This window comes from Paraburkholderia susongensis (assembly GCF_900177725.1).
GTDB lineage: Bacteria > Pseudomonadota > Gammaproteobacteria > Burkholderiales > Burkholderiaceae > Paraburkholderia > Paraburkholderia susongensis.
Map to the genome: position 1 here is coordinate 709,976 of NZ_FXAT01000001.1, position 26,558 is coordinate 736,533.

Below are 26,558 nucleotides of genomic sequence, written 5' to 3' on the forward strand. Positions count from 1 at the left end.
AAGGAAAGCCGCCCGCCAGACGCTCCCTCAATAACGAACGACAGACCGAGAAAGGTGGAGACAATGAGACTTTGCAGAGGCAAGGCAACGCTCAGGATTCTGGTGACGGCGTTGACGTTGGCGGCGGGATTCGGCGCGGCGACGGCCGCCCGCGCGGCGGACGCTCACTTCGTGCTGATCAGCCACGCACCGGATTCGGATTCGTGGTGGAACACGATCAAGAACGCGATCAAGCAGGCCGACGAGGACTTCAACGTTCAGACCGACTACCGCAATCCGCCGAACGGCGACATCGCCGACATGGCGCGTCTCGTCGAGCAGGCGGCCGCGCGCAATTACGACGGCGTGATCGTCTCGATCGCCGACTTCGACGTGCTGAAGAGCTCGATCGGGAAGGTCACCGAGAAACACATTCCGCTCGTCACGATCAATTCGGGTACCGAAGAGCAAAGCGCGAAGCTCGGCGCGATCATGCACGTCGGCCAGCCTGAATACGCGGCGGGCAAGGCAGCGGGTGAAAAGGCGAAGGCCGCGGGCATCAAGTCGTTCCTGTGCGTGAACCACTACGCGACGAACCCCGCTTCGTTCGAACGCTGCCGTGGTTTCGCCGACGCAATCGGCGTCGACTTCAAGACCTCGACGCTCGACGCGGGTCAGGACCCGACCGGCGTGCAGTCCAAGGTCAGCGCGTTCCTGCGCAATCATCCGGACACCCAGGCGGTACTCACGCTCGGGCCGCTGTCGGCCGACCCGACGCTCAAGGCGCTGCAGCAGATGGGCCTCGCCGGCAAGATCTGGTTCGCCACGTTCGACTTCGACAGCGACATCGCGAAGGGCATCCAGGACGGCACGATCCAGTTCGCGATCGACCAGCAACCGTATTTGCAAGGCTATATCCCGGTCGCCGTGCTCGCGATCGTGAAGAAGAATCACACCACCGATCCGGTCAAAATCCGCGAAATCCTGCAGGCGAATCCGAAGTTCAAGGAACGGCTTGCGACCTACGGGCTCGCGCCGTCGTACGGGCCGCGCAATATCGGCTCGGGCCCGGGCTTCATTACGAAAGCCAATGTCGACAAGGTGCTCAAGTACGCGGGTCAGTACCGCTAATCGCACGGCAAGGCATCGCCTGACGAGGCCGCCGCGATGGCGGCAGGTATGAAAGAGGCGAAGACCGGTTAGACGCGTTTCGTCTTGCCGGTATTCGCCCGCCCGGCGCGTTTTTTCCGGGCACACGCACCGTCTCTACATGTTTCAACGCCACACGGCGCTGCGTCGACCAGTCGCCCGCCGGCGTATCAAGGAGAGCTTCAATGGGTGTCGCCGACCTTTTCCATCCCCATCACCGCAAGCCGCCCCCGCCCGATCCGCAGGACCCGTCGAATCCTGCTTCGTCACCGGCTTCGTCGTCCGTGACCGCGGACGAGCGCGTGCGCCGGGAATCGCGGTTCCGGCATCTGCTCGGCCGCCCGGAATTCGCGGCGCTGGCCGGCACCGTCATGGTCTTCATCGTGTTCGGCGTGGCGGCCGGCAACTCGGGGATGTTCAACCTCGACGGCATCATGAACTGGTCGCAGGTCGCGGCCTATCTGGGGCTGATCTCGGTGGGCGCGTGCATGCTGATGATCGCCGGTGAATTCGATCTGTCGATCGGCTCGATGATCGGCTTTGCCGGCATGATGGTCGCGCTGCCGACCATGTATTTCCACTGGCCGATCTGGCTCGCGATCGGGTTCGCGTTCCTCGGCTCGATGCTGCTCGGCGCGCTCAACGGCTATCTCGTGATGCGCACGCGGCTGCCGTCGTTCATCGTCACGCTCGCGTTCCTGTTCATTCTGCGCGGCCTCACGCTGGCCCTCTCGGTGATGTTCGCCGACCGCACGATCATTTCCGGCGTCGGCGACGTTGCACGGCAAGACTGGTTCGCGCACACGTTCTTTCAGGGCGTCGCGTTCAAGGGCCTGTTCGTCTGGCTCGGCCACCTCGGCCTCGTGAAGATGCTCGACAACGGCATGCCGCTCGTGCCGGGCATTCCCAAAGTGCTGCTGTGGTGGCTCGTGCTCGCCGTGGTCTGCGCGTTCACCCTCGCGAAAACCCGCTTCGGCAACTGGATCTTCGCGGTCGGCGGCGACGCCAACGCGGCCAAGAACGTCGGCGTGCCGGTGCGCCGCGTGAAGATCACGCTGTTCGTGCTGACCGCGTTCTGCTCGTGCCTGTATGCAGTGCTGCAAGTGTGCGATATCGGTTCGGCCGCGGCCGACCGCGGTTTGCAGGCGGAATTCGAGGCGATCATCGCCGCGGTGATCGGCGGCACGCTGCTCACGGGCGGCTACGGCTCGGTGGTCGGCGCATGCTTTGGAGCCCTGATCTTCGGCGTCGTGCAGATCGGCATCACCTACACCAATGTCGATTCGGACTGGTTCCGCGTGTTCCTCGGCGTCATGCTGCTGTTCGCCGTGCTGTTCAACCACTACGTGCGCGGCCGCGTCGCGGCTTCCCGCTAGAGGAGTTCATGATGACCGCCCCCGAACAGAGCGCAGACGACTACATCCTGTCGCTCGAAAACGTCAGCCGCTATTTCGGCAACATCATCGCGCTCAACGACATCACGCTGCGGCTCAAGCGCGGCGAAGTGCATTGCCTGCTCGGCGACAACGGCGCGGGCAAGTCGACGCTCATCAAGACGCTCGCGGGCGTGTATCAGCCGAGCGCGGGCACCTACCGGGTGGACGGCAAGCCCGTGCACTTCACGTCGCCGAAAGACGCGCTCGATTTGGGCATCGCGACCGTCTATCAGGATCTCGCGCTGGTGCCACTGCTCTCCGTCGCGCGCAATTTCTTCATGGGCCGCGAGCCGCAGAAGAAACTGTTCGGTTTCCTGAACATAATGGACCTCGAAACCTGCGCGACGGCCGCACGCGAGAAGCTCGCCGAAATGGGCATCAACGTGCGCGACGCGCATCAGCCGATCGGCACGATGTCGGGCGGCGAGCGGCAATGCCTCGCGATCGCGCGCGCGATCCACTTCGGCGCGCGCGTGCTGATTCTCGACGAACCGACCGCCGCGCTCGGCGTGAAACAGAGCTTCAACGTGCTGAAGCTGATTCACAAGGCGCGCGCCAAGGGCATCTCGGTGATCTTCATCACGCACAACGTGCACCACGCGTATCCGATCGGCGATTCGTTCACGCTGCTCAATCGCGGCCGCTCGCTCGGCACGTTCACGAAAGAGACGATCAGCAAGGACGAAGTGCTCGACATGATGGCCGGCGGCGCCGAAATGCAGAAAATGATCGGCGAACTCGAAGGCGCGACGATCTGATCGAATCCGGTCGACCCGGCGCGCGGATCGTCCGCCGCCTGCGCCGCCTGCACAACCTGCGTGGCTTGCGACCGCGCCTAGCTATTCAGGACTATTCATGGACCATTCCAGTACATCGAGCGGGGCCACGCCGGGTTCGGACGCGCATTCAGGCGCGGCGGGCGGCAGCCGTTTCGCGCCGGGGCGCAGCCGCGACATCGTCTGCCTCGGGCGCCTCGCCGTCGATCTGTACGCGCAGCAGGTCGGCGCGCGGCTCGAAGACGTGTCGAGCTTCGCGAAGTACCTCGGCGGTTCGTCGGCGAATATCGCCTTTGGCTGCGCGCGGCTCGGGCTCAATGCGGCGATGCTCGCGCGCGTCGGCGACGATCACATGGGCCGCTTCCTGACCGAAACGCTCGCGAAGGAAGGCTGCGACGTGAGCCACGTGCGCATCGATCACGAACGGCTCACCGCGCTCGTGCTGCTCGGCCTCAAGGACCGCGACACGTTCCCTTTGATCTTCTACCGCGAAAACTGCGCGGACATGGCGGTCGATGAAACCGATTTCGACGAGGCGTTCATCGCATCGTCCAAAGCATTGCTGATTACGGGCACGCACTTCTCGACCGAACAGGTGAACCACACGAGCCGGCGCGCGCTCGACTACGCGCGCCACAATCAGGTGCGCACCGTGCTCGACATCGACTATCGCCCGGTGCTGTGGGGACTCACGGGCAAGGCGGACGGCGAGACGCGCTTCGTCGCAAGCGAAGGCGTCAGCGCGCATTTGCAGCGTATTCTGCCGCTCTTCGATCTGGTGATCGGCACCGAGGAAGAATTCCGCATCGCCGGCGGCAAAAGCGAACTGATTGACGCGCTCGCGATGGTGCGCGCGGTGACACCGGCCACGCTCGTGCTCAAGCGCGGGCCGCTCGGCTGCCAGATCATCGACGGCAAGTTGCCCGACTCGCTCGACGACGCGCCGGTTCACGGCGGTGTCGAAGTCGAGGTGCTGAACGTGCTCGGCGCGGGCGATGCGTTCGCCTCGGGCTTTCTCTCGGGATGGCTGCGCGATCAGCCGCTCGACGCGTGCGCGCGCGCCGCGAACGCGAGCGGCGCGCTGGTCGTCTCGCGGCACGGCTGCGCACCGGCCATGCCGACGCCGGCCGAGCTCGATTACTTCCTGCGCGAAGCACACGCCGATCCGCAACGGATGCGCCGCCCCGATCGCGATGAGAAGCTCGCCCGCCTGCATCGCGTGTCGCCGGCTCGCAAGCCGTGGCATGAAGTGCTCGGCTTCGCGTTCGATCATCGCAACCCGTTCTTCGAACTCGCGCAGCAGACCGGCGCCGACGAAGCGCGCATCGCGCCGCTCAAGCGCCTTTTCGTCGAAGCCGTCGCGCAAACCGAAACCGCTTTGGGCTTGCAGAATCGCATCGGCGTGCTGATCGACGACCGCTACGGGCAGGACGCGCTCAACGCCGCGACAGGCCGTGGCTGGTGGATCGGCCGCCCGGTCGAGTTGCCCGGCTCCGTGCCGCTCGTGTTCGATCACGGCCGCTCGATCGGCACGACGCTGCTCGCGTGGCCGCAGGAACACGTGGTTAAGTGCCTCGTGCAGCTCCACCCCGATGAGCCCATCGAGCAGCGGCTCGAACAGGAAGCGCAATTGCGCGCGCTCTACGACGCAACGCAGGCAAGCGGCCACGAACTGCTGCTCGAAGTGATTCCGCCGAAGCACGCAGCGCTGCCGCAAGGACCGGACATCGTGTATCGCGCGCTCAAGCGCCTGTACAACCTCGGCATCTATCCGGAGTGGTGGAAGCTCGAACCGATGGACGCCGCGCAATGGCAGGCCATCGACACGCTGATCGGCGAACGCGACCCGTACTGCCGCGGCGTCGTGCTGCTCGGTCTGTCGGCGGCCGTCGAGCAGTTGAGCGAGGGCTTTCGCGCCGCCGCGCAATCGGCCACGTGCCGCGGCTTTACGGTCGGCCGCACGATCTTTCACGAGCCGAGCCACGCGTGGCTTGCCGGAGAAATCGGCGACGACGAACTGATCGCGCGCGTGCGCCAGACGTTCGAAACGCTGATCGCCGCGTGGCGAGCCGCACGCGGTGCGCGCGCACAGGGCGCGCCGGATCATGTTCATCAGGAGCAGGCCGCATGAACGAGCGCAGCATGCATGACGAGACTTCATCCGCGAGCGGCGCCGCGCAAACGCAGGCGCACGCGCGGGCGCGCGCACAAACGCACTCCCAAACGCACACACAGGCGCACACCGAGGCGCATGCGCGCTCCGGCGCCACGCTGCGCCTGACGATGGCTCAGGCGCTCGTGCGCTATCTCGCCGCGCAGCGCGTCGCCACCGAAGACGGCAACGGCGTCGAGCCGCTGTTCGGCGGCGTATTCGCGATCTTCGGTCATGGCAACGTCGCGGGCATGGGCGAAGCGCTGTATCAGCATCGCGACGCATTGCCGACCTTGCGCGCGCATAACGAGCAGGCGATGGCGCACAGCGCGATCGCGTATGCGAAGGCGCATTTCCGCCGCCGCATGATGGCGGTCACGACGTCGATCGGCCCGGGCGCCACCAATCTGCTGACCGCCGCCGCGCTCGCGCATGTGAACCGCTTGCCGGTGCTGCTGTTACCCGGAGATATCTTCGTGTCGCGCGCGCCCGATCCGGTGTTGCAGCAACTCGAAGATTCCGGCGACGGCGGCGTCTCCGCCAACGACGCGTTCAAGCCGCTGTCGCGCTACTTCGACCGCATCGTGCATCCGGCGCAATTGCTGAGCGCGCTGCCGCGCGCGATACGCGTGCTGACCGACGCCGCGCTGTGCGGCCCCGTTACGCTCGCGTTGCCGCAGGACGTGCAGGCGCAGGCCTGGGATTTTCCGGCGGACTTCTTTACGCCGCGCGTGATCCGCTTTCATGCGCCCGCGCCGCGGATCGACGATATCGATGCTGCGAGCGCGCGCTTGCGGCAGGCGAAGCATCCGCTGATCGTCGCGGGCGGCGGCGTGCTGTACGGCCGCGCGGCCGAGGCGCTGCAGCGCTTCGCGAGCGCCCATGGCGTGCCGGTCGCGGAGACCCAGGCCGGCAAAAGCGCGCTCGCGTGGAACGATCCGCTGAACACGGGCGCGCTCGGCGTGACGGGCTCGCCGGCCGCGAACGCGCTCGCGCACGACGCCGATTGCGTGCTCGCGATCGGCACGCGCTTGCAGGACTTCACGACCGGCTCGAACACGCTGTTCACGCAGGCCGATGTGATCGCGATCAACGCCAACGCGTTCGACGGCCTCAAGCATCGCGCGCTCGTCGTCGAAGCCGATGCGCGGCTCGCGCTCGATGCGCTCGACGAAGCGTTGCAAGGCTGGCACGCGGAGCGCACGTGGACCGCAAGCGCGCACAAGCTCGCGGCAAGCTGGCGCGACACCGTGAACACGCTCACACATGCGCCGCAACGCGACGCCGTGCTGCCCTACGAGGGCGACGTGATCGGCGCGGTGCAGCGCTCGAGCGCGCATTCGGCCACGGACGACATCGTCGTATGCGCGGCCGGCACCCTGCCCGCCGAATTGCACAAGCTGTGGCGCGCGGGCAAACCGGGCGCGTATCACGTCGAATACGGCTATTCGTGCATGGGCTACGAGATCGCGGGCGGGCTCGGCGTGAAGCTAGCGCGGCCCGAGCGCGAGGTGATCGTGATTCTCGGCGACGGCAGCTACCTGATGCTGAACAGCGAGATCGCCACCTCGGTGATGCTCGGCGCGAAGTTGATCGTCGTCGTGCTCGACAATCGCGGCTTCGGCTGCATCAACCGTTTGCAGCAGGCGTGCGGCGGCGCGCCGTTCAACAATCTGCTCGAAGACTGCATGCAAGGACCCGGCGGCGCGCCGCGCATCGATTTCGCCGCGCACGCGCGCGCGCTCGGCGCCGAAGCCGAGCACGTGGGCAATATCGCGGAACTCGAAACGGCGATGCAGCGCGCACGCGCGGCCAATCGCACGTACGTGATCAGCATCGATACCGATCCGGCGCGCACCACCGGCGACGGCGGCTGGTGGTGGGAAGTCGCGGTGCCGGAGGTCTCGACGCGCGATGCGGTGCGCGAGGCGCGCGCGAAATACGACGCGCAGCTCGCCGCGCGCACGGAACCGCCCGCACCGGCAACAACGCATCGCCCGGGTCGCGGGGACCCAGGCGATCGCAACGATCACGAATGAGGACGCCCGTATGACTGCTTTCGACGTACGCATCGGCATCAACCCGCTCTCGTGGATGAACGACGACTTGCCCTCGCTCGGCGGCGAAACGCCGCTCGAGGTCGCATTGACCGAGGGCCGCCAGATCGGCTATCAGGGCTTCGAACTCGGCAACAAGTTTCCGCGCGAGCCGCAGGCATTGAAGACGCTGCTCGCGCAGTACGACCTCGCGCTCGTCTCCGGCTGGTATTCAGGGCAATTGGCGAAACGCGGCGTCGCCGAGGAAATCGCCGCGGTCGGCCCGCATCTCGAACTGCTCGCGCAAAACGGCGCGACGGTGATGGTGTATGGCGAAGTCGCCGATTCGATCCAGGGCGCGCCGCGCCCGCTCTATCAGCGGCCGCGTTTTTTCAGCGACGCGCAATGGGCCGCGTACGCGGCACGTGTCGACGAATTTGCGCGTTATACGTTGAGCCGCGGCGTACGGCTTGCGTACCATCATCATATGGGCGCGTACGTCGAAACGCCGGCCGACGTCGATCAGCTGATGGCGCGCACGAGCGACGCGGTCGGCCTGCTGTTCGACGCGGGGCATATCACGTTCGCGGGTGGCGATGCGCTCGCGGTGCTCGAGCGGCATATCGCGCGCGTGTGCCACGTGCACTGCAAGGACGTGCGGGCCGCCGTGATGAAGCTCGCGCGCAATCGCAACTGGAGTTTTCTCGACGCGGTGATCGCGGGCGCGTTCACCGTGCCGGGCGACGGCGCGGTGAATTTTGCGGGCATTATCGGCAAACTGAAGCGGCATGGTTATAGCGGCTGGCTCGTCGTCGAGGCCGAACAGGACCCGGTGATCGCGCCGTCGTTCGAGTATGCTCAGAAAGGCTATAAAACGTTGCGCGCGCTCGTCGATGCGCCGCTCGATACGCTCGACGGCACCGAGCCGCAACGATCCTGCATGGGAGCGGAGTAAGCATGAGTTTACTGGTGAAGGCACAGCGCGAAGGCCAAACGATCGCGCGAGTCACGCCGCAGTCGGCCTGCTGGCGTTATGTGGGATTCGCCGCGTACCGGCTCGGCGCGAGCGAAGTCGTACACGTGTTCGAGCCGTCGCGTGAGGTGTGCATCGTCGTGCTGACGGGCGCGGTCGATATCGAAACGCCCAGCGCCTCGTGGAGCTCGCTCGGTTCGCGCGACAGCGTGTTCGAAGACGCCGCGCCGTATGCAGTGTATCTGCCGCCGAACGTGCGCACGACGGTGCGAGCATGCCGCGATGCCGAGATCGGCGTGGCGAGCGCGCCGGCCAAAGGCAAGTATCCGGCGCGGCTCATCGAGCCCGCGTCGATGAAGCGCTCGACGCGCGGCAAGGCGCTCAATACGCGCTACGTCTGCGATATTCTTCCGCAGACCGAACCCGCGGAAGCGCTGCTGGTGGTCGAAGTGAGAACGCCCGGCGGCCATGCGTCGAGCTATCCGCCGCACAAGCACGACACCGACAACATCCCTCACGAGAGTTCGCTCGAAGAAACCTACTATCACCGGCTCGATCCGCCGCAAGGCTTCGCGTTCCAGCGCGTCTACACCGATACGCGCGATATCGACGAATCGATGGCCGTCGAAGATCACGACGTCGTGATGGTGCCGCGCGGCTACCATCCGGTCGTCGTGCCGTACGGCTATGACTCGTATTATCTGAACGTGATGGCGGGCGGTCAGCGGGTCTGGCATTTCCACAACGACCCGGCACACGAGTGGATCATCAATAAGAATGCCTGACTATCCGCGCTGCGCGGCGGTTCGAGAACGCCGCGCAGCGATGTGTATGACGCGATGAGTCAGGTTAGGGATAGTTCGAGAACGGCGATGCGGGAGACGGAGACGGCGCGGTCGAGTACCCGGGTACGTTCGCGCGGAATTGCTGCAGCAGGCCGTTGTCGATCTTGCTCACGCCATTCAACTGCAACTGCATGAGCACGCGCGTGCCGGTGCTCGGCGTGGTCGTCGAGCTGACGTTCGTGTACTTCTCGAACGCGAGGCTCAGCGCCCAGCAGTCGGCCGCGTATTGCAGGCCAAGCAGGCCGCTGATAATCCGGTGGCTCACCAGGTCGTAGTTCATCAGCCCGACGCCGGAGAGCCGCCGGGTCAGCGGCCACTGGCCCGAGAGGAGCACCTGGTTCTCCGCCTGGTCATCGAGCGTCGCGTTCGCTTGCGCATACAGGTACCCCACGTTGACGACCTTGCCGTTGGCCGGCTTCCAGCTGAAGCCCGCCGTCGCCTGCGTGAACTCCGAGCTCGACTGGTTGTACGCGAAGCCTTGCTGGATCGACAGGTTGTTGCCCAGGTTCAGCGAGCCGCCGACAACGAGGTTCGACGGCCCGACCGTTGGAGGCGAATCGCCGGGCATCGTCACTTGCGTCGAGCGGAAGTAGTACTCCTGAGCGAGGGTGAAGCGCGCGAGCTCCACGCCGGTCGCGGCGTCGATGAAGCGCGTGGTCAGCCCCGCCGTCAGGCGGTTCATGTCGGCCACGCGGTCGCCGCCGACGAACCGGTTGCTCGTGAATATTTCAGACAGCCCGAAATCGAGCGGCGCGGTGTCGAAGACCGGCGCATAGTTCTGGTTCCGGTACGGCGTGTAGACGTAGTAGAGCCGCGGCTCGAGCGTCTGGATCAAGCCGACGCCGAACAGGCTCACGTTGCGCTCGAAGGTCGCGCCCGAATCGAGCGACAGCGTCGGCACATTGAAGTTGAAACTCTTTGGCTGGCCTGCCGGCGCAGTGCTGCTGATCGACGTCAGATCGTACGACGCGAAATGCCACTGCAGCTTCGGGATCACGTACCAGCCTGGCCGCTGGATCGGATAGCTGACATAGGGATCGAAAGTCAGCCGTTCGCCCTGTGTCGAGTCCGCGGTCGGAATGGTGAAGCGGGTCGCGTCGGCGGTGGCGCCGAAATCGAAGCCGTCGACGCCGTAGCGCTCATACTTCCCGTTGAGTTCGGGCATCCGGTTATAAGGCGGCGAGCTGTTCGAGAACGACTGCCAGTTCTGCACGCGCACGAGGGCGGACCACGGACCGCTGTTGTACCTGAGCCCCGCTTCCTGCTGGAACAGGCTCTGCCCGCCGAGGACGATCGAGCTTGTGCTCGCCAGATCGGTCGTCACGTTTGCGTCCGATACGCGGTTGTAGTCCACGTACGCGGAAAAGCCGTCGCCGAGCGTCTGCTGATGCTTGAACGTGATCGAATAGCGGTTGGTCTTCGTGAGCGCGTCATCGGGCAGGAACGCGGCCGACAGGGTGCCCGAATAGGTCGGCGTCAGATAGCGGTAGTCGGCCGAGAGCATCGCGCCGCGCCTCGATATCAGACGCGGGGTGAGCGTCAGGTCGTAGTTCGGCGCGAGGTTGAAGTAAATCGGCACCGTGAGGTCGTAGCCGTTGGTCGAGCTGATCGAGAACGTCGGCGGCAGCACGCCGCTGCGGCGCTCGCCGTTGAGCGGAAACGACATCCACGGCGAGGCGAAAATCGGCACGCCGCCGAAGAACAGCACGCTGTTGTACGCGACACCCTGACCGTCCGCATTGTCGAGATCGAGCCGGGACGCGCGTAGATACCACGTCGGGTCGTCGACGCACTGGCAGGTCGAATAGGTGCCGTCGTAGATGGTTTCGCGCTGGTTGTCGAGCAGATCGATGCGCGCAGCGTGCCCCCTCCCGTCCGTGAGGATGAAGTGGTAGGTCGGCGTCGTCATCGTGCCTTCGCTCGAGTCGACGTGCAGATGCGCGTCGGGCCCGATGAACTCGTTGCCGTCGCGTGTGAGCTTCACGTGGCCGAACGCGTCGGCGACATCGCGATCGACGTCGTAGTGGATCGCGTCGGCCTGCACGACTGCCGTCACGCGGCGCAGTTCGGCGCTGCCTTTCAGCGACAGATCCTGGTTGAGCGTGCCGGTCGCGTTGCTGGCTATGCCGAAAGTCGCGGCCTGCATCCCCGGCGCGAGCGGATGCTCCTCGAGCTGGGGCGCGAGCGACAGGCTCCACGGCCCGTCGATCGGTTCGGGTTGCGCGGCCGCGCTGCTTAGCTGTGCGGATGCGCCAAGCGGCACCCAGACGGGCAGGATAAGCAGCACGTCCAGTGAGCGCCGGACTGTCCACGCGATCAGGCACCGGCAGCGACGCCGGCGTACGCCCCGCCGCAGGCAGGCCGCGTCACCGAGGAAAGCCCTGAGCACGGCAGTGATCGCGCGGCCCGCGACGAGCCGTGTGCCTGCAAGCTTCATGCGCTGCTAGAAGGCTGTTCCGATCTGGAACTGGAACGTCTGATATTGATCGCCCGCGTGCCTGACGACCGGCAACGCGTAGTCGAGCTTTAGCGGACCGATCGGCGAAATCCACTCGAGACCGATGCCATAGCTGTAGCGCAGGCCATTGGCCCCGGTGCTGTTGCCCTCGGTGCCCCAGACGTTGCCGCCATCGAGGAACGTGAATACGCGCAGCGTGCGATCGTAGCCCGTGCCCGGCAGCGGGAATGTCAGTTCGACGTTGCCGACGACCATCTTCGAGCCGCCGATCGGATCGCCGGTCGTCGCGTCGCGCGGACCGAGCGAGCCCGGCTCGTACCCGCGCACCGAGCCGATGCCGCCGGCGTAGTAGTTCTTGAAGATCGGATACGGCTTGCCGTCGAGGCCGTTGCCGTAGCCGCCCTGAAAGTTCAGACCGAGAACGAAGCCGCGTGAGAACGAGTAGTAGTACTGCGCTTGCACGTCGGTCTTGTAGTACGTCGTCGTCTCGATCGGCGTGCCGTATTCGGCATTGGCCTGCATGAAGTAGCCGCGGCTTGGCACGAGAGCGCTATCGCGATTGTCGCGCGACCAGCCGATCGAGAGCGGCAGGTTGTTCGACACCCGGCCGAAGTCCTTGACGTAGTCGATGTAGCTCTGGGGCGTGGTCGCATCGACATCGAGCCGGTTCTGTTCGAGTCCGAGCCCGAAGTAGACCGTGTCGGCTTCCGAAAACGGAATGCCGAACTTCATATCAGCGCCGAAGGTGATGACGCGAAAGCTCGTGTCCGTCGTCGCCGAGTAGTACAGCGGATACGACGTTCTGTAATAGACGTCGGTGATCCGCTTGATGCCGTCGATCGTGAAATACGGATCGGTCTGTGACAAGGAAAGCGCGCGGTTGGTCGTCGAGGTGCTCACGTTGAGCGCGAGGGATGTGCCGGACCCGAACACGTTGTCCTGCGAAATGCCCGCCGATACGATCGGCCCTTCCCCCGAACCGTAGCCGAGGCCGAGCGACAACGTACCGGTCGGCTTCTCCGTCACCTTGACGTTGATGTCGACCTGGTCCTGCGTGCCTTCCACCGGCACGGTCGTCACGTCGACGTCGGTGAAGTAGCCGAGCCGGTTGATCCGGTCTTTCGACAGTGCAAGGCGCGACGAATCGAACCACGCGCTTTCGAATTGCCGCATCTCGCGGCGCACGACTTCGTCGCGCGTGCGGGTATTGCCTTCGATGTTCACGCGCCGCACGTAGACCCGGCGGCTCGGATCGACGGTCAACGTCAGGTCGACTTTGTGGTGCACCTCGTCGACCTGCGGCGCGGCGTTGACCGTCGCAAACGCGTAGCCATACTGGCCGAGCTTGCCGACGAGCGCCTTCGTCACTGCCTGCAGCTTCTCCGCGGAGAAGAGCTCGCCCGGCTTGATCGTGACGAGCTTGCTCAGCTCGGCTTCCCGATCCAGCAGGTTGCCCGCGAGCCGGATGCCGGAAACCGTATACGGCTGTCCTTCATGCACCGTGATCGTCAGGTACATGTCCTGCTTGTCGGGCGAAAGCTGTACCTGCGTCGATTCGATGGTGAATTCGAGGTAGCCGCGATTCAGATAGAAGTCGCGAACGTTCTGCAGGTCGCCCGTGAGCTTGTCTTTCGTGTACAGATCATTCTTCGTGTACCACGAGAACCAGTTCGGCGTGGATTCCCGCATCTCGTCTCTCAGCGTGCTGTCGTCGAACGCGTGGTTGCCGATGAAGTTGACCTGGCGGATCTTCGCGCTCGGCCCCTCGACCACCGAGAACAGAATGCTGACCCGGTTGCGGTCGATTGGCGTAACCGTTGTCGTCACTTCGGCCGCATAGTAGCCACGGGTCAGATACTGACGCTTGAGTTCCTGCTCGGCCTTGTCGATCAATGCCTTGTCGTAATAGTGGCCCGCCGTGAGCCCGACGCTATTGAGCGCCTTCGTCAGGTTGTCCTTGTCGAACTCGTGAATGCCGGCAAAATCGACCCCGCCGATCGCGGCGCGCTCGGCGACCTGCACGACCACGACGTCACCGTCCGCGGCGACCTTCACGTCGTTGAAGAAGCCCGTTGCGTAGAGCTTGCGGATGATCTCCGTCGCTGTCTCGTCGTTGAAGGTATCGCCGCGCTTGATCGGCAAATAGTTGAAAAACGTACCTGCCTCGATCCGCTGAAGACCTTCGACGCGAATGTCGCGAATCACGAACGGCGTCGCGGCATACACGGTGGGCCCGATCAGCGCGCAGAACGTAGCTGCGGCGATCTTCTCGAAGGCCAGTTTCCGTCGGAGACTGCGCATCCTCAGATTCCTTTGTAATGCAGAAGCTCACGATGCGACCGGCTTCGGGGATTTTGTATGAGATGCCCATGGAACTGCATTCCGGCCACCGGATTCACTGCATAGTCGACGCTCTGGCTTACCGCTGCATAGCCGACGAACGCTGGGGCTTCCATCATTGCCCGTGGCGCGTATTCCCCGTGGGAAATAAATCGATCGAGGTGGTACTTGCTGTCAGGCCAACACGCCCATTCGGTTCGATGCAGGTTCAACGTAACGTTTCCTACTCGGTGATCCCGTTCGCTAACAGTTTGAGCGTTTTGCACTGCCATCAGATGTGCTGTCCGAATCAACATGGCGTAGAAACTTGCGATAAGCGTTCTTGACATGACCGTACCCCTTTCAATTCAAACGAACGATACGTAGGTACGATAGACATCAACCACGCAAGTTGAGTTACCGCTTCTTTACCCAGGTTTACCGTCTACTCGCATTGAGCACGCGTGATGGCACACGGCGTCTGTGTTTCGCCGGGTGCGCCATGCACACGCGATGCAGGAAAACGATTTTTAAAAAGGATAACGAAGTACTTTTATGAGGGAGGCGTAATTCAAGGCAAGCCCACAACCCATTTTTTTAAATCACGCGAACGCGCCTTTGCGCTCGCAGTATAAAGAGAGATGAGCGCTGGGCGCCGCCGCAATGCAGGCGCGAAGGCGCGTTCGCAAGCCCGTTATTGCGTGACCAGACACTAGTTCAACAGTACGTCGGGCGCACGACTCACTGGCGGCTTTGCGCTGAGCGCCTGAACCAGGCGCTGGACGCTTTGATCTGGCAGCGCATAAGCAGTCCAGCCCGATCCAGCGTGCCGAAGCAGCAGCACAGCTCCGAGAAGCGGTGAATGATCGACATGCCAGGAAGGATCGATTTCAAGCGGATAGTCCTGAGTCTTTACCGGTTCGACGGATGGCGGAGGAGTCATGCTGACGCGCACCAGAACCAGTTGCCGGATGAGTTCGTCCACGTCTTCGGTCCGAAGCAAGGCAGACCGATCGGCAATTCTGAAGCAAAGCGCTGCGTCACCACCACCGTCCTTGTTCACTACTTCCAATGTCATCAAGTCATACATGGAACATTCCTGATCCGCTACGGTCTTGTCCGCTTGCGCGAGCAACACCTGGTTATTCACCATTGCATTTCGCGGAGTCACAACAACAGCCGCGTGACAGCAACTGAAGTCTAGGCCACAAGACTGGGAAACATATTTCCACTTCATTTCGGAGCGTTACAGAACGGTGATGCGATCTTCAGAAGCGAACGAAGCAGCGATCATCATGAGCACGGAAAACAACGTGCAGGCACGAATGAAGATGTCGATATGTCGATATTGATGTTCGTTCAACGACGAAATCCATACGAATATTACCGAAACGAGTTGTTCGAAATATTGTGCTTTCCGACTGGCAGATATTTTCCAATCTTTCCGTGAGTTTCGGCATATCACAGCCGAAGTCATGTGCTCTGCTGCATTCGTGTGGAAAAGAAGCAGGAAATCCTTTATGGACAAGACGCGATTCCCGACGACGCCAAATAATTACCAGCAATACGTTGTTACAGGCGGCGTGCGCAGAAACAGTCCGTAAATAGGGGCGTTGCCGCTGCCCCACAGCCGCTTCGCTTCTCTCAGTTCTAATGCGCATTCAACGGGCGCCATACAGGTTGAGCCCGTTGCATTGCGGCGCATTGAGTCACTTCCTGAAAGTTCGCATGCGTGGGACTTCATGCGCCGCTTCATTTTTGCTCGATGGAGAATCAGATGAAAAAATCATTGATGGTGCTCGGAGCGGCGAGCGCATTCGCTTTCGCATCTGCCGCACATGCGCAAAGCAGCGTGACGCTCTACGGACTTATCGATGCCGGCCTCACTTATACGAACAACCAGGGAGGCAGCGCCAACTATCAGATGAGCAGCGGTTCGGTCAACGGCAGCCGGTTCGGTTTGCGCGGCTCGGAAGATCTGGGTGGCGGACTCAAGGCCGTGTTCGACCTCGAAAACGGCTTTAGCATCGCCAACGGCAAGCTCGGTCAAAACGGTCTCGAGTTCGGCCGTCAAGCATTCGTAGGGCTGGCGAGCGATCAATTCGGCGCGGTCACGCTAGGCCGGCAGTACGACTCCGTCGTCGATTATCTTGCACCGCTGGCTCTCACCGGAACGGGCTATGGCGGCACTCAGGCGGCGCACCCATTCGATAACGACAACCTCGACAACTCGTTTCGAATCAACAATTCGATCAAGTACTCGAGCGTCAATTACGGCGGCCTGAAGTTCGGCGGCTTGTATGGCTTCTCCAACAGCGCGGGCGACTTCGCGACGAATCGCGCATACAGCGTCGGCGCATCGTACGACTTCGGCCCCTTCAATCTTGCAGCCGGATACCTGCAGTTGAACAACAGCGGCACGGATCTGAACACGGGCGGCGCCGTGACCAACGACGCGACCTTCACCGCGAGCACACAACGCACCTGGGGCGTGGGCGGAAATTACACGTTCGCCAACGCGACCGTCGGGCTCGTCTTCACGCAGACTATCCTGGGCGGCCTGGACGGCATCGGCGAGTCGGCATCGGGAACGTCGAATGGACTTTCGCTTATCAACAATAGTGCGCGCTTCTCGAACTATGAGTTGAACGGACGTTATCAGCTCACGCCGGCGGTTTCGCTCGCTGCGGCCTACACGTTCACCGACAGCCACATCGACGGCGTTTCGCCGAAGTGGAATCAGGTCTCGCTGCAAACCGCCTATGCGCTGTCCAAACGCACTGACGTCTATCTGCAAGGCGTGTATCAGCACGTGAGCGATACGGGCGACAGCGGCATCCATGCGGTCATCAATGGCTTGTCGATGTCGAGCACCAACACTCAGGTGGCCGTCACGGCTGGTTTGCGCGTGCGCTTCTAGGAGACAGCCAGGCCACGCACGCGGCCTCGTTCACTCAGCGATGTCACGCATGTCGCTTACTCGGCGATCCATGAGAAAGCGCGCGATCTGGTCGGCGGATGGTCGAACGCCGAGCAGATCGCGGTCAATAACGCGCTGCCAGGAGACGTGATCGAGCCGTTGGTTGTGGCCGAGGCGCCGCGCTACTGCTTCGCGGCTTCTTCGCTGCTTCTTCGCTTCTACCCTGGTTCGCTCCGGTGATGAACACCCGCGATACGTCGAGACCGGAGCGCGTCAATCGTTCATCGTCCGAAGACGGCGGCCGCCTATTCCGATGGCTGGTCAGCGTCCGCCGTGATACCGCCTGCCGGTTCCGTTCTGGAAACGCGCCGCCACTCCCCCGGCGTCATGCCCATCCAGGCCGAAAACGCTCGCCGGAACGCGGCGACGGACTGATAACCCACCGACTCGGCCACCGCCTCTGTCGGGATGCTCGACTGCTTCAAGGTATTGGCAGCCAGCCCCATGCGGACGTCCGTCAGAAATTCAAAAGCGGAGCGGCCCAGATGGTCCTGGAAATGACGTATGAACGTGGCGCGCGACATCTTGCACAGCGCGGCCAGGTCCGGCAGCCGCCAGTCGCGATCAGGCTCGCTGAACATCGCCAGCAAGGCCGGCGTGAGCCGGGGTTGGCCCGCCAGCGCCAGCAATCCCTGGCGGGGCTGTTGTGCATCGCTGGCCGCGCGCAGCACCAGAGTAAACAACGCCGCCGAAAGGGCATTGAGCATGGCGCGTCCACCCAGACCAGCGCCCGCCGCCTCCGCACGCATCAGGCCCACGAGGCCGGCCAGTTGTTCAGATGGCAGGTCTTCATCCGCGCCCTCGCCGTCCCGCCGGGTTGCGCTGACGACCACCCTCGCTGGCAGATAGTCCCGCACCAGGCGATCGTATGGCGCGGCAATGCGAAAGCGCCCGCACAGCATGTCCAATCGCGCTCCCGTGCCTGTGTTGGTGCTGAGGCTCAGGTTCAGACCCGGCTCCAGCGTCGCAAGCGGCGCGGGCAAGCCGCTGCCGTCATGAAGAACATGCGAGGACCCGTGCGGCAGCATCACGATGTCTCCCGCATGCAGTTCGCGCAAGGTTTCGTCCTCGGCATTTTCGACAATGGCCTTGCCGCGCAGCACGATGTGGTAAGGAATTTCTCGCGCCGTGGCCTGCTCGTACGCGATGCGCCACGGTGCGCCATAGGCGCAGCGTATCTCCAGTTGCCCAGTCACGGTCATCATCGCCAGCCACTGGCTCAGCCAATCTATTTGCGGTTTCATCGGGATGCCGTTGGATTGATACTAATGAGCATTTTATTGAGATTTAATGGTCTCGAAAATATCAAACCGCAGACCTACAGTAGAGGCTCCTTCACACCGCTTCAGGAGCAAACCATGAGCCGCATCACCATCCCCGCCATCGAATCCGCGACGGGCGCCACTGCCGACGTCTACGAACAAGTCCGCAAGGTTGCGGGAGGCCGCGTGCCCAATCTGTATGCCGCGCTGGGGCATCTGGCGCCGCAGTCGCTCGCAGCCGTGCTCAATGCCGATGGCACGCTCGCGCGCGCCAGCCTGGATCGCAAGGATCTGGAAACCATCAAAGTGCTGGTGAGCGAACTGACTGGCTGTGATTATTGCCTGGCGGCCCATTACATGTTGGGCAAGATGGCGGGGCTTTCCCCAGCCGTGCTGGGCGCCATCCGCAGCGGGCAATCCACGGGCGACGCGAAGCGTGATGCACTGGTGAGTTTCGTTCGGGTCATCGTGGAAACCCGTGGGACGCTGGCGCAGTCCACGGTGGATGCGGTGCGGGCGGCGGGCTATACCGACACGCAGCTTGCCGACATCTCTTTGGCCGTCGCGCTGATGACCTTCACCAACACGTTCAATCGCATCAACGATACCGAGGTGGATTTCCCGGCGGCTCCATGATGTCTGCAGCCAGGCGGCGAATGCCGTCTGGCTGTGCTCCGCCGCTCAACCGCCGTTCAACCGCCGCTCAACCGATATCAACCGACGCCCAGCCACTCGCGCATCACGTCGTCACGCGAGAGAAACGACGCGAGCGCGCCGTCGAACACGATCTCGCCATGCCCCATCACGGCGACGCGGCTCGCGATTTCCCGCGCGATCACGAGGCGCTGCTCGATCAGCAGCATCGCGACGCCGCGTTCGCGCAATGCGTGCAGACACTCGGCGACCTGCTCCATCACGCGGCTGGCGAGACCCTCGCCGGGCTCGTCGATCAGCAGCAGGTCGGGGTCGCCCAGCAGTGCCCGCGCGAGCGCGAGCATCTGCTGCTCGCCGCCCGACAGCGCACCGGCGCGCGTGCGCTTGCGCTCGGCGAGCACGGGGAACAGCGCGTAGGCGTCGTCGAGCGTGAAGCGTGGGGTGTGGCCGCGCGCACGCGGTGCGGCGGGCGCAATCCCGAGCAGCAGATTTTCGTGGACGCTCAGCGCCGCGAACACGTCGCGATGTTCGGCCACATAGCCGAGGCCGAGGCGCGCGATTTCGAACGTGCGCAGACCGGCAAGCGAGCGGCCCGCGAAACGCAACACGCCCTCGCTGCGCACGAGACCCATGATCGCGCGCGCGAGCGTCGAACGGCCCGAGCCGTTACGGCCGACGAGCGCGAGCACTTCGCCGGGTTCGATGCTGAGCGTGACTCCGTGCAGCGCCTGGCTCGCGCCGTGCCACGCGTTCAGTTCGCGGATCTCGAGCAGCGCACTCATTTGGCGGCACCTTTGTGGGCTTCTGTGTTCGCTCCCTCGCCTGCCGCTCTCCGTGTTTCATCACCACCACGTTCGCCCGGCCGCGCGTCAGCGCGTCTGTCGAAGCGTTCGCCCAGATACGCGGCACGCACCGCCTCGTCCGCACGAATCGCCGCCGGCGGACCACTCGCGATGATGCGCCCCTGCACGAGCACCGAAATGCGATCGGCGATGGCGAAGACCACATCCATATCGTGCTCGACCATCAGCAGCGTGCGGCCCGCGGTAGCTTCGCGAATCAGTTCGATCGCGTGCGCCGCTTCCGCGCGATTCATGCCCGCGGTCGGCTCGTCGAGCAGCAATGTATGCGCGCCGCTCGCGAGCGCAATGCCGAGATCGAGCGCGCGCTGCTCCGCATAGCTGAGCGTGCCGGCCTGCACGTCGCGGCGCGCGCCGAGACCCACCGCATCGAGCACCTCGGCGGCACGCGCATCGACCGTGGACGAACCGGTCAGACGCTGCCACCAGCGCGTACGGTCGCGCTCGGCCAGCAGCGCCGCGCAGCGCAGATTGTCGAACACGCTGAGCCGCGCGAACACGCTCGTGCTTTGGAAACTGCGCGCGAGACCACGGCGCGCGATCGCGGCCGGCGCGAGCCGCGTGATGTCCGCGCCGAACAGATGGATGCTTCCCGCGCTCGGCCGCGCGCCGCCCGCGATCAGATTGAACAGCGTGGACTTGCCCGCGCCGTTCGGGCCGATCAGCGCATGCCGCTCGCCGGGCTCGATTTCGAGAGCGACGCCGCGCAGAACCCGCGTCGCGCCGAAACGCTTTTCGATGCCGTAGAGCGCGAGCGCGGGAATCATCGCGAGTCTCCGGTGGATAGCGCAGCGCTTGCGTCGCCTGCGTTGTCTGCGAGACGCGCCTGCGCGCGCATCGCGTGGCGCGTGCTCAGCGTGCCCAACGCGGCGAGCACGGCAAGCGCGATGGCGGGCCAGAAGGGTGACGCGCTCCACGCCGACAGCAGCGGCCCGTTGCCGATACCCACGTTGGCGCCGAGGCCGAAGATCACACCCGCCGCGCCCTCGTCCGCGCCGAACCGCGCGGCATACGCCCACTGCACGGCGAGCACGATGGCCGCCAGCCACAGCAGCGCCGCAAGCGCGCTCCACAGGTAAGCGGCACGGCAACGCCGCCAGCCATGCGTCGCGACGCGCGCCGTGTGCCGCGCGCAAAAACCCGCGAGCCCATCGGGCGCCGCCATCACGACGACGACGAAGAACATCCCAAGGTAGAACAGCCAGGCCCGCGTGACACTCGCCACGATCACGCTGAAAAACGTCAGCACGAGCGCGCCCGCGACCGGTCCGAAGAACGCGCCCGTCCCGCCGATCACGGTGGCGATCAGCACCGCGCCCGAGCGCATCATGCCGACGCTTTCCGTCGACACCAGCTCGATATTGACGAGCCCCATCGTCCCCGCGATGCCCGCGAAAAACGCCGACAGCACCACCACGCCATAGCGGATACGCGGCGGGTAGCAGCCGATCGCCGCCGCACGCGCCGGATTGTCGCGCACCGCATTGGCGAGACGCATGAACGGCGTGCGCGACAGCGCGAACATCGCCACGCTCGCCGCGAGACACCACAGCGCGATCAGCGCATAGGCTTCGCGCGCCGGACCGAAGCTCAGGCCGAAGAAGCTCTGAGCGATGAAGCGCGGGCCGCTCGTGCGATCGATCGCAATGCCGGCCTCGCCGCCGAACCAGCCGGGCAGCGTCCACGCGGCCGCGACCACGAGTTCGCCGAGGCCGAGCGTAATCATCGCGAACGCGGTGCCGGAACGCCGCGTCGCGATCAAGCCGAACAGCGCGCCCACGAGCGCTGCGCCGAGCCCGCCGACGAGCGGCAGCAGCACGAGCGGCACGCCGATCCGGTTGAACACCTGCGCGGCGATCAGCGCGCCGAGCCCCGCATACGCGGCATGACCGAACGACAGCAGCCCGGTCTCGCCGAGCAGCAGGTTATACGAGAGCGCGAACACGATCATCGCCGCGCTTTGCGCGAGCCATGCGAGCAACCAGCTCTGCGGCCACACGAACGGCGGCACCGCGAGAAACGCAATGAGCGCGAGCCATGGTGCGAGCGTGCGCATCCGGGTGCGGGAGGGCGCGGCCGGTGGCGCAGGCAGTGGCGCAAGCAGTGGCGCAGGCGGTGGCGCAGGCGGTCGCGCAGGCGGCACGGGCGGCGGCATTGCGTCTTTCGCCGCCTCTGAACGCGCGCCGCGCTTACGCATGATCCTCACGCCGTCCGAAAAGCCCGCGCGGCCTGAGCGCCAGCACCGCGACGAGCAGCAGATAAGGAATCAGCGGCGCGAGTTGCGCGAGCGTCAGCGCGTCCCACTCGGGCGGCAGCGAGGCGCCAGCGACCGACACCACGTCGCCCAGCGACACGTCGCTCGCCACCGCGAGCGTCTGCACGCAGCCCACCAGCAGCGACGCGGCGAGCGCCCCGCTCAGCGAGCCGAGCCCGCCGATCACGACCACGACGAAGACGATCGAGCCGAGCGATTCCGCCATCGCCGGTTCGATCACGAAGAGCGGCGCGCCGATCACGCCGGCGAGCGCGGCGAGCGCCGTGCCGGCCGCGAACACGCCGGTGAAGACGCGCGGCACGTTGTGGCCGAGCGCTTCGACCGCATGCGCATGGGTGAGCGCGGCGCGCACGATCAGGCCGGTGCGCGACACGCTCAGCACCGCGACGAGCGCCGCGAGCATCACGAGCGACACCGCCATCATGAACGCGCGATAGCGCGTGAAGACCGCACCGTAAAGCGAAAACAGCGGGCCGTCGAGCACGGCCGGAACCGGCGCGGAAAGCGGACTCAGTCCCCAGCCGAGTTTGACCAGCTCGCCGAGCAGATACGCGGCGCCGAACGTGAGCAGCAGTTCGGGCAAATGGCCGTGCGTACGCACGCGCCGCAGCAGCCAGCGCTCGAGCGCTGCGCCGAGCAGACCGACGGCGAGCGGCGCGACCACGAGTGCGCTCCAGAACCCGGCGCGCGCGGCCACCGAAAAACCGACATAGGCGCCGAGCATGTAGAAGCTCGCATGCGCGAAATTCAGCACGCCGAGCATGCTGAAAATCAGCGTGAGCCCGGCCGACAGCATGAACAGCAGCAGGCCGTAGCTGAGGCCGTTGAGCAGGTTGACGACGAGCGACTGCACGCGCGTGATCCACCCTAGTTCGCCGGCGCGCAAACGCTCAGCGGTTCGAGCGCCGCGCGCAGACCGGCAGGCAGGTTCACGGGACGGCGCGTCGCGCGATCCACGTAGACATGCACGAAATGTCCCTGCGCGGCGGGCTCGGCGTCGCCTTCCCTGAAGAGCCCGACTTCGTAGCGCACGCTCGACGTGCCGAGCCGCACGACCCGCAAGCCCGCATCGATGCGATCCGGAAACACGAGCGGCGCGAAGTAGTTGCATTGCGTCTCGACCACGAGCCCGATCGTCGCGCCATGCTCGAAATCGAGCACGCCCGCGCGGACCAGATACTCGTTCACGACGGTGTCGAAATAGCTGTAGTAGACGACGTTGTTCACGTGGCCGTAGACGTCGTTATCCATCCAGCGGGTCGTGATGGACAGGAAGTACGGATAGGCGGCGCGTGGCGTGGGAGCGGGTTTGTTCATTGGTATCTGCTCATGAGGCGTGAGGTTGTATCGGCGGCCTGGGGCACGTGTCGTTGCCTGTCGTTGATTTTTCGCGGCGGCGGTGCCGCCCGGCGCGGCCGCTGCCGTTGCCGTTGCCGTTGCCGGGCTCGCGCGGCTTCGTCACAGCGACTCGCTCAGCATGCGGCGATAATCGTCGGCCGTCGCTTCGCGCGGATTCGTGCGATGGCAATGGTCCACGAGCGCGCCCTGCACGACCTTGTCGAACATGCTTTCGTCGACACCCATCTGCTTGAGGCCGGTCGGCAGACCGAGCCGCGCCGTCATGTCGAAAAGCGCCTGCGCGAGATCCCCGTGGTCCGGCAAACCCATCGCGCGGCGCATCCGCGCATAACGGCGCTCGGCCACCACGCTCGGCGCGCGCTCGTTAAAGCGCAGCACCGCGGGCAGCACGACCGCGTTCAGCGTGCCGTGATGCAGCGACGTGCGCCCGTTCACCTTCAGGCCGCCCAACGGATGCGACAGCGAGTGCACGCAGCCGAGGCCCTTCTGGAACGCCATCGCGCCCTGCATCGACGCGCTCATCATGTTCAGCCGCGCTTCGCGATCGCTGCCGTCCGCGCACACACGCTCGATGCTGGCCCATGCGCGCTCGAGTCCGTCGAGCGCGATGCCGTCAGCGGGCGGATTGAAGGCGGGCGCGAGGAAGGTCTCGATGCAGTGCGCGATCGCGTCCATGCCGGTCGCCGCGGTCAGACCCGGCGGCAGACCGAGCGTCAAGCCCGGATCGCAGAGCGCCGCTTTCGGCAGCAGATGCCACGAGTGAAAGCCGAGCTTGCGGCCGTCGTTGAGAATCACGATCGCGCCGCGCGCGACCTCGCTGCCCGTGCCCGCGGTGGTCGGAATCGCGATCAGCGGCGCGACGGCATCCGTGATCTTCGCGCTGCCGCCTTCGATCGTCGCGTACTGCGTGAGCGGTCCCGGATGCGTGGCCGCAATCGCGACGCCCTTCGCGAGATCGATCGACGACCCGCCGCCCACCGCGATCAGACCATCGCAGCGTTCGTCGCGATACATCTGGGCGGCCGCGAGCACCATCGCCTCGGTCGGGTTCGACGGGGTGTCGTCGAAGAGCGGCACGTCGCCGAGCTTCAGCGCGTCGAGCGCCTGTTTCGCGATGCCGGCCACGACGACGCCCTTGTCGCTGATGACGAGCGGCCGCTCGATGCCGATGCGCGCGCACTCGGACGGCAGTTGCGACAATGCTTCGTAGCCCAGATGAATATGAGTCAGGTAGTAGATGTAGGCCATGCCGTGCTTCTCCTGAGCGTTTGCTGATTGATCGCGGGTTGGTCGCTGCCTGATTGCCGCCTGATTGCCGCTTGATCGCCGATCGACGCGGGACCGTTGTTCCCGATGCGGCGCCTACTGCCCCGGTCTCTCGACGAATTCGAACGGCAGACCGCGCCGCCGCATCCATTCGCCGAGCGCCTGGCCGGTGCCTGCGCGCCACGGCCGCAGTTTGGCCGGCTCGACGAGGCGGTACTCGAGCAATTCCGGCGACAGCGAAATCGTCCCGTGCGCCTTCACGTGATAGGCGATGATCAGTTCGTTCTTGCGCATGAATTCGTACACACCGATCAGCTCGACCGACTCCGTATGCAGCGCCGTCTCTTCGTGCACTTCGCGCGCGATGCCCTGTTCCGGCGTCTCGCCATTTTCGAGGAAGCCCGTAATCAGCGCGAACATGCCCTCGGGCCACGCGGCATTGCGCGCCAGCAGAATCTGCCCCTCGTATTCGACGATCGCGGCCACGACCGGCAGCGGGTTATTCCAATGGACGTAGCCGCACTCGGTATCGGGGCAGCTTTGGCGGATGCGGCCGCCCTCGTGCGCGGGGTCCGCGCGTTCGGTCAAAGGCTTCGCGCAGCGCGGACAGAATCGGTAATCGGTCATGAAGGGAACGTCTCTTTATCTCGTATCTGTATTTATCAGCGACCTCGCGTGCGGCGGGACGCGCCGCGCGCTCTGCGTCACGCCGCGCACAACTCGCGCACTTCGGTGGCGAAACGCTCGACCGTTTCGGGCTGCGTGTCCCATGCGCACATCAGCCGGCAACCGCCCGCGCCGATGAACTCATAGAACTTCCAGCCGCGCGCGCGCATCGCCTTCGCGGCGTGTGGCGGCAACTGCGCGAAGACCGCATTCGATTCGCCCGGAAACATGATGCTCACGCCCGGAATTTCCTGCAACCGCGTTTGCAGCAGACGCGCCATCGCGTTCGCGTGACGCGCGTTGCGCAGCCACACGTCGTTGTCGAGCAGGCCGAGCCACGGCGCGGAGATGAAGCGCATCTTCGAGGCCAGTTGCCCCGCCTGCTTCAGGCGATAGGCGAAATCGTCGGCGAGCGCGCGATCGAAGAACACCACCGCCTCGCCGACCGGCAAGCCGTTCTTGGTGCCGCCGAAGCACAGCACGTCGACGCCCGCGCGCCACGTGATCTCCGACGGATGCACGTCGAGCGCCGCGACCGCGTTCGCGAAGCGCGCGCCGTCCATGTGCACTTTCAGATGACGGCGCTTCGCAATGGCCGCGATGGCCCGCACTTCCTCGACGCTGTAGACAGTGCCGACCTCGGTCGACTGGGTCAGCGTGACGACCTTCGGCTTCGGATAGTGGATGTCGGCGCGGCGCGTGACGACCGCTTCGATCGCATCGGGCGTGAGCTTGCCGCCGATGCCCGGCGCGGTCAGCAGCTTCGAGCCGCCCGAAAAGAATTCGGGACCGCCGCATTCGTCGGTCTCGATGTGCGCGAGTTCGTGGCAGATCACCGAGTGATACGACTGGCACAGCGACGCGAGCGCGAGCGAATTGGCCGCCGTGCCGTTGAACACGAAGAACACTTCGCAATCGGTCTGGAAGAGTTCGCGCAGACGGTCGCAGACCTGGTTGGTCCAGGAATCGTCGCCGTAGGCCGGCTCGTGGCCGCTGTTGTTGGCGGCGATCAGCGCGTCGAGCGCTTCGGGACAGATGCCGGCGTAGTTGTCGGACGCGAAATGTTGCATGGTGGCACGACGCGCCCGGCGACAGGCGCGTGGGGATGACGGA

General features: G+C 64.7%; 21 protein-coding genes. 9 read left to right on the forward strand and 12 right to left on the reverse strand.

Annotated features, from left to right (window positions below; all coding sequences use genetic code 11):
* Positions 1 to 63 precede the first annotated feature (63 nt).
* From B9Z01_RS03245 to iolB, 7 genes are all read left to right on the forward strand, one after another.
* The gene (locus tag B9Z01_RS03245; RefSeq protein WP_085480796.1) at positions 64 to 1,110 is read left to right on the forward strand and encodes a sugar ABC transporter substrate-binding protein; all 1,047 of its coding nucleotides are present in this window, start codon (positions 64 to 66) and stop codon (positions 1,108 to 1,110) included.
* Positions 1,111 to 1,313: 203 nt separating this feature from the next.
* On the forward strand, positions 1,314 to 2,504 hold the full coding sequence (locus B9Z01_RS03250; RefSeq protein ID WP_085480797.1) for an ABC transporter permease: 1,191 nt from the start codon (positions 1,314 to 1,316) through the stop codon (positions 2,502 to 2,504).
* 11 nt (positions 2,505 to 2,515) lie between these two features.
* A complete protein-coding gene (locus tag B9Z01_RS03255) occupies positions 2,516 to 3,322 on the forward strand; it encodes an ATP-binding cassette domain-containing protein (protein ID WP_085480798.1) in 807 nt (268 codons plus the stop codon).
* A 97-nt stretch (positions 3,323 to 3,419) separates the two neighbouring features.
* A complete protein-coding gene (locus tag B9Z01_RS03260) occupies positions 3,420 to 5,471 on the forward strand; it encodes a bifunctional 5-dehydro-2-deoxygluconokinase/5-dehydro-2-deoxyphosphogluconate aldolase (RefSeq protein ID WP_085480799.1) in 2,052 nt (683 codons plus the stop codon).
* Entirely contained in the window at positions 5,468 to 7,531 is a 2,064-nt protein-coding gene (iolD, locus tag B9Z01_RS03265; protein WP_085480800.1) for a 3D-(3,5/4)-trihydroxycyclohexane-1,2-dione acylhydrolase (decyclizing), read from the forward strand. The genes B9Z01_RS03260 and iolD overlap by 4 nt, the downstream gene beginning before the upstream one ends.
* A 10-nt stretch (positions 7,532 to 7,541) precedes the next feature.
* Positions 7,542 to 8,483 (forward strand): myo-inosose-2 dehydratase, encoded by a 942-nt coding sequence (iolE, locus tag B9Z01_RS03270; protein WP_085480801.1) that lies wholly within the window; start codon positions 7,542 to 7,544, stop codon positions 8,481 to 8,483.
* Between the two features lie 2 nt (positions 8,484 to 8,485).
* Positions 8,486 to 9,286 (forward strand): 5-deoxy-glucuronate isomerase, encoded by an 801-nt coding sequence (iolB, locus tag B9Z01_RS03275; RefSeq protein WP_085480802.1) that lies wholly within the window; start codon positions 8,486 to 8,488, stop codon positions 9,284 to 9,286.
* A 64-nt stretch (positions 9,287 to 9,350) separates the two neighbouring features.
* Here iolB and B9Z01_RS03280 read toward each other — a convergent pair whose 3' ends face one another.
* The 3 genes from B9Z01_RS03280 to B9Z01_RS03290 all read right to left on the reverse strand — a co-directional run bounded on the left by B9Z01_RS03280 (position 9,351) and on the right by B9Z01_RS03290 (position 15,276).
* Positions 9,351 to 11,783 carry an LPS-assembly protein LptD gene (locus B9Z01_RS03280; protein WP_085480803.1) on the reverse strand — a complete coding sequence of 811 codons (2,433 nt, stop codon included), beginning with the start codon at positions 11,781 to 11,783 and terminating at the stop codon, positions 9,351 to 9,353.
* Positions 11,784 to 11,789: 6 nt separating this feature from the next.
* Positions 11,790 to 14,084, reverse strand: coding sequence for an outer membrane protein assembly factor BamA (gene bamA / locus B9Z01_RS03285; RefSeq protein ID WP_338047354.1), 2,295 nt, complete (start codon positions 14,082 to 14,084; stop codon positions 11,790 to 11,792).
* 751 nt (positions 14,085 to 14,835) lie between these two features.
* Positions 14,836 to 15,276 carry a hypothetical protein gene (locus B9Z01_RS03290; protein WP_085480805.1) on the reverse strand — a complete coding sequence of 147 codons (441 nt, stop codon included), beginning with the start codon at positions 15,274 to 15,276 and terminating at the stop codon, positions 14,836 to 14,838.
* A 624-nt stretch (positions 15,277 to 15,900) separates the two neighbouring features.
* Here B9Z01_RS03290 and B9Z01_RS03295 point away from each other — a divergent pair.
* Positions 15,901 to 17,043 carry a porin gene (locus B9Z01_RS03295; RefSeq protein WP_085480806.1) on the forward strand — a complete coding sequence of 381 codons (1,143 nt, stop codon included), beginning with the start codon at positions 15,901 to 15,903 and terminating at the stop codon, positions 17,041 to 17,043.
* Between the two features lie 305 nt (positions 17,044 to 17,348).
* Here the strand turns inward: B9Z01_RS03295 and B9Z01_RS03300 are convergent, their stop codons facing one another.
* Positions 17,349 to 18,347 carry a cupin domain-containing protein gene (locus tag B9Z01_RS03300; RefSeq protein ID WP_085480807.1) on the reverse strand — a complete coding sequence of 333 codons (999 nt, stop codon included), beginning with the start codon at positions 18,345 to 18,347 and terminating at the stop codon, positions 17,349 to 17,351.
* A 114-nt stretch (positions 18,348 to 18,461) separates the two neighbouring features.
* Between B9Z01_RS03300 and B9Z01_RS03305 the strand changes: the two genes are divergently transcribed.
* Complete coding sequence (locus B9Z01_RS03305) at positions 18,462 to 19,001, forward strand: carboxymuconolactone decarboxylase family protein (RefSeq protein WP_085480808.1); 540 nt, start codon at positions 18,462 to 18,464, stop codon at positions 18,999 to 19,001.
* Positions 19,002 to 19,078: 77 nt separating this feature from the next.
* On the opposite strand, the gene B9Z01_RS03310 is transcribed toward B9Z01_RS03305, so the two are convergent.
* From B9Z01_RS03310 to B9Z01_RS03345, 8 genes are all read right to left on the reverse strand, one after another.
* A complete protein-coding gene (locus B9Z01_RS03310; RefSeq protein WP_085480809.1) occupies positions 19,079 to 19,801 on the reverse strand; it encodes an ABC transporter ATP-binding protein in 723 nt (240 codons plus the stop codon).
* A complete protein-coding gene (locus B9Z01_RS03315; RefSeq protein ID WP_085480810.1) occupies positions 19,798 to 20,646 on the reverse strand; it encodes an ABC transporter ATP-binding protein in 849 nt (282 codons plus the stop codon). Before B9Z01_RS03315 ends, B9Z01_RS03310 begins: the two co-directional genes overlap by 4 nt.
* Positions 20,643 to 21,935 carry a branched-chain amino acid ABC transporter permease gene (locus B9Z01_RS03320; protein ID WP_085480811.1) on the reverse strand — a complete coding sequence of 431 codons (1,293 nt, stop codon included), beginning with the start codon at positions 21,933 to 21,935 and terminating at the stop codon, positions 20,643 to 20,645. Before B9Z01_RS03320 ends, B9Z01_RS03315 begins: the two co-directional genes overlap by 4 nt.
* 133 nt (positions 21,936 to 22,068) lie before the next feature.
* Positions 22,069 to 23,007, reverse strand: coding sequence for a branched-chain amino acid ABC transporter permease (locus tag B9Z01_RS03325; RefSeq protein ID WP_085481167.1), 939 nt, complete (start codon positions 23,005 to 23,007; stop codon positions 22,069 to 22,071).
* Positions 23,008 to 23,021: 14 nt separating this feature from the next.
* On the reverse strand, positions 23,022 to 23,471 hold the full coding sequence (locus B9Z01_RS03330) for an acyl-CoA thioesterase (protein WP_085480812.1): 450 nt from the start codon (positions 23,469 to 23,471) through the stop codon (positions 23,022 to 23,024).
* A 141-nt stretch (positions 23,472 to 23,612) separates the two neighbouring features.
* Positions 23,613 to 24,761 (reverse strand): iron-containing alcohol dehydrogenase, encoded by a 1,149-nt coding sequence (locus B9Z01_RS03335; RefSeq protein ID WP_085480813.1) that lies wholly within the window; start codon positions 24,759 to 24,761, stop codon positions 23,613 to 23,615.
* 114 nt (positions 24,762 to 24,875) lie between these two features.
* A complete protein-coding gene (locus tag B9Z01_RS03340; protein ID WP_085480814.1) occupies positions 24,876 to 25,406 on the reverse strand; it encodes an NUDIX domain-containing protein in 531 nt (176 codons plus the stop codon).
* Positions 25,407 to 25,483: 77 nt separating this feature from the next.
* Positions 25,484 to 26,515: a threonine aldolase family protein gene (locus tag B9Z01_RS03345; protein WP_085480815.1), complete on the reverse strand. Its 1,032-nt coding sequence runs from the start codon at positions 26,513 to 26,515 to the stop codon at positions 25,484 to 25,486.
* Between the last annotated feature and the right edge of the window lie 43 nt (positions 26,516 to 26,558).

Bases quoted from the DNA above. Each gene is read 5' to 3' on its own strand.
- B9Z01_RS03245 (WP_085480796.1), top strand. From the start codon at position 64: ATGAGACTTTGCAGAGGCAAGGCAACGCTCAGGATTCTGGTGACGGCG.
- B9Z01_RS03250 (WP_085480797.1), top strand. From the start codon at position 1,314: ATGGGTGTCGCCGACCTTTTCCATCCCCATCACCGCAAGCCGCCCCCG.
- B9Z01_RS03255 (WP_085480798.1), top strand. From the start codon at position 2,516: ATGACCGCCCCCGAACAGAGCGCAGACGACTACATCCTGTCGCTCGAA.
- B9Z01_RS03260 (WP_085480799.1), top strand. From the start codon at position 3,420: ATGGACCATTCCAGTACATCGAGCGGGGCCACGCCGGGTTCGGACGCG.
- iolD (WP_085480800.1), top strand. From the start codon at position 5,468: ATGAACGAGCGCAGCATGCATGACGAGACTTCATCCGCGAGCGGCGCC.
- iolE (WP_085480801.1), top strand. From the start codon at position 7,542: ATGACTGCTTTCGACGTACGCATCGGCATCAACCCGCTCTCGTGGATG.
- iolB (WP_085480802.1), top strand. From the start codon at position 8,486: ATGAGTTTACTGGTGAAGGCACAGCGCGAAGGCCAAACGATCGCGCGA.
- B9Z01_RS03280 (WP_085480803.1), bottom strand. From the start codon at position 11,783: ATGAAGCTTGCAGGCACACGGCTCGTCGCGGGCCGCGCGATCACTGCC.
- B9Z01_RS03290 (WP_085480805.1), bottom strand. From the start codon at position 15,276: ATGGTGAATAACCAGGTGTTGCTCGCGCAAGCGGACAAGACCGTAGCG.
- B9Z01_RS03295 (WP_085480806.1), top strand. From the start codon at position 15,901: ATGAAAAAATCATTGATGGTGCTCGGAGCGGCGAGCGCATTCGCTTTC.
- B9Z01_RS03300 (WP_085480807.1), bottom strand. From the start codon at position 18,347: ATGAAACCGCAAATAGATTGGCTGAGCCAGTGGCTGGCGATGATGACC.
- B9Z01_RS03305 (WP_085480808.1), top strand. From the start codon at position 18,462: ATGAGCCGCATCACCATCCCCGCCATCGAATCCGCGACGGGCGCCACT.
- B9Z01_RS03310 (WP_085480809.1), bottom strand. From the start codon at position 19,801: ATGAGTGCGCTGCTCGAGATCCGCGAACTGAACGCGTGGCACGGCGCG.
- B9Z01_RS03315 (WP_085480810.1), bottom strand. From the start codon at position 20,646: ATGATTCCCGCGCTCGCGCTCTACGGCATCGAAAAGCGTTTCGGCGCG.
- B9Z01_RS03320 (WP_085480811.1), bottom strand. From the start codon at position 21,935: ATGCGCACGCTCGCACCATGGCTCGCGCTCATTGCGTTTCTCGCGGTG.
- B9Z01_RS03330 (WP_085480812.1), bottom strand. From the start codon at position 23,471: ATGAACAAACCCGCTCCCACGCCACGCGCCGCCTATCCGTACTTCCTG.
- B9Z01_RS03335 (WP_085480813.1), bottom strand. From the start codon at position 24,761: ATGGCCTACATCTACTACCTGACTCATATTCATCTGGGCTACGAAGCA.
- B9Z01_RS03340 (WP_085480814.1), bottom strand. From the start codon at position 25,406: ATGACCGATTACCGATTCTGTCCGCGCTGCGCGAAGCCTTTGACCGAA.
- B9Z01_RS03345 (WP_085480815.1), bottom strand. From the start codon at position 26,515: ATGCAACATTTCGCGTCCGACAACTACGCCGGCATCTGTCCCGAAGCG.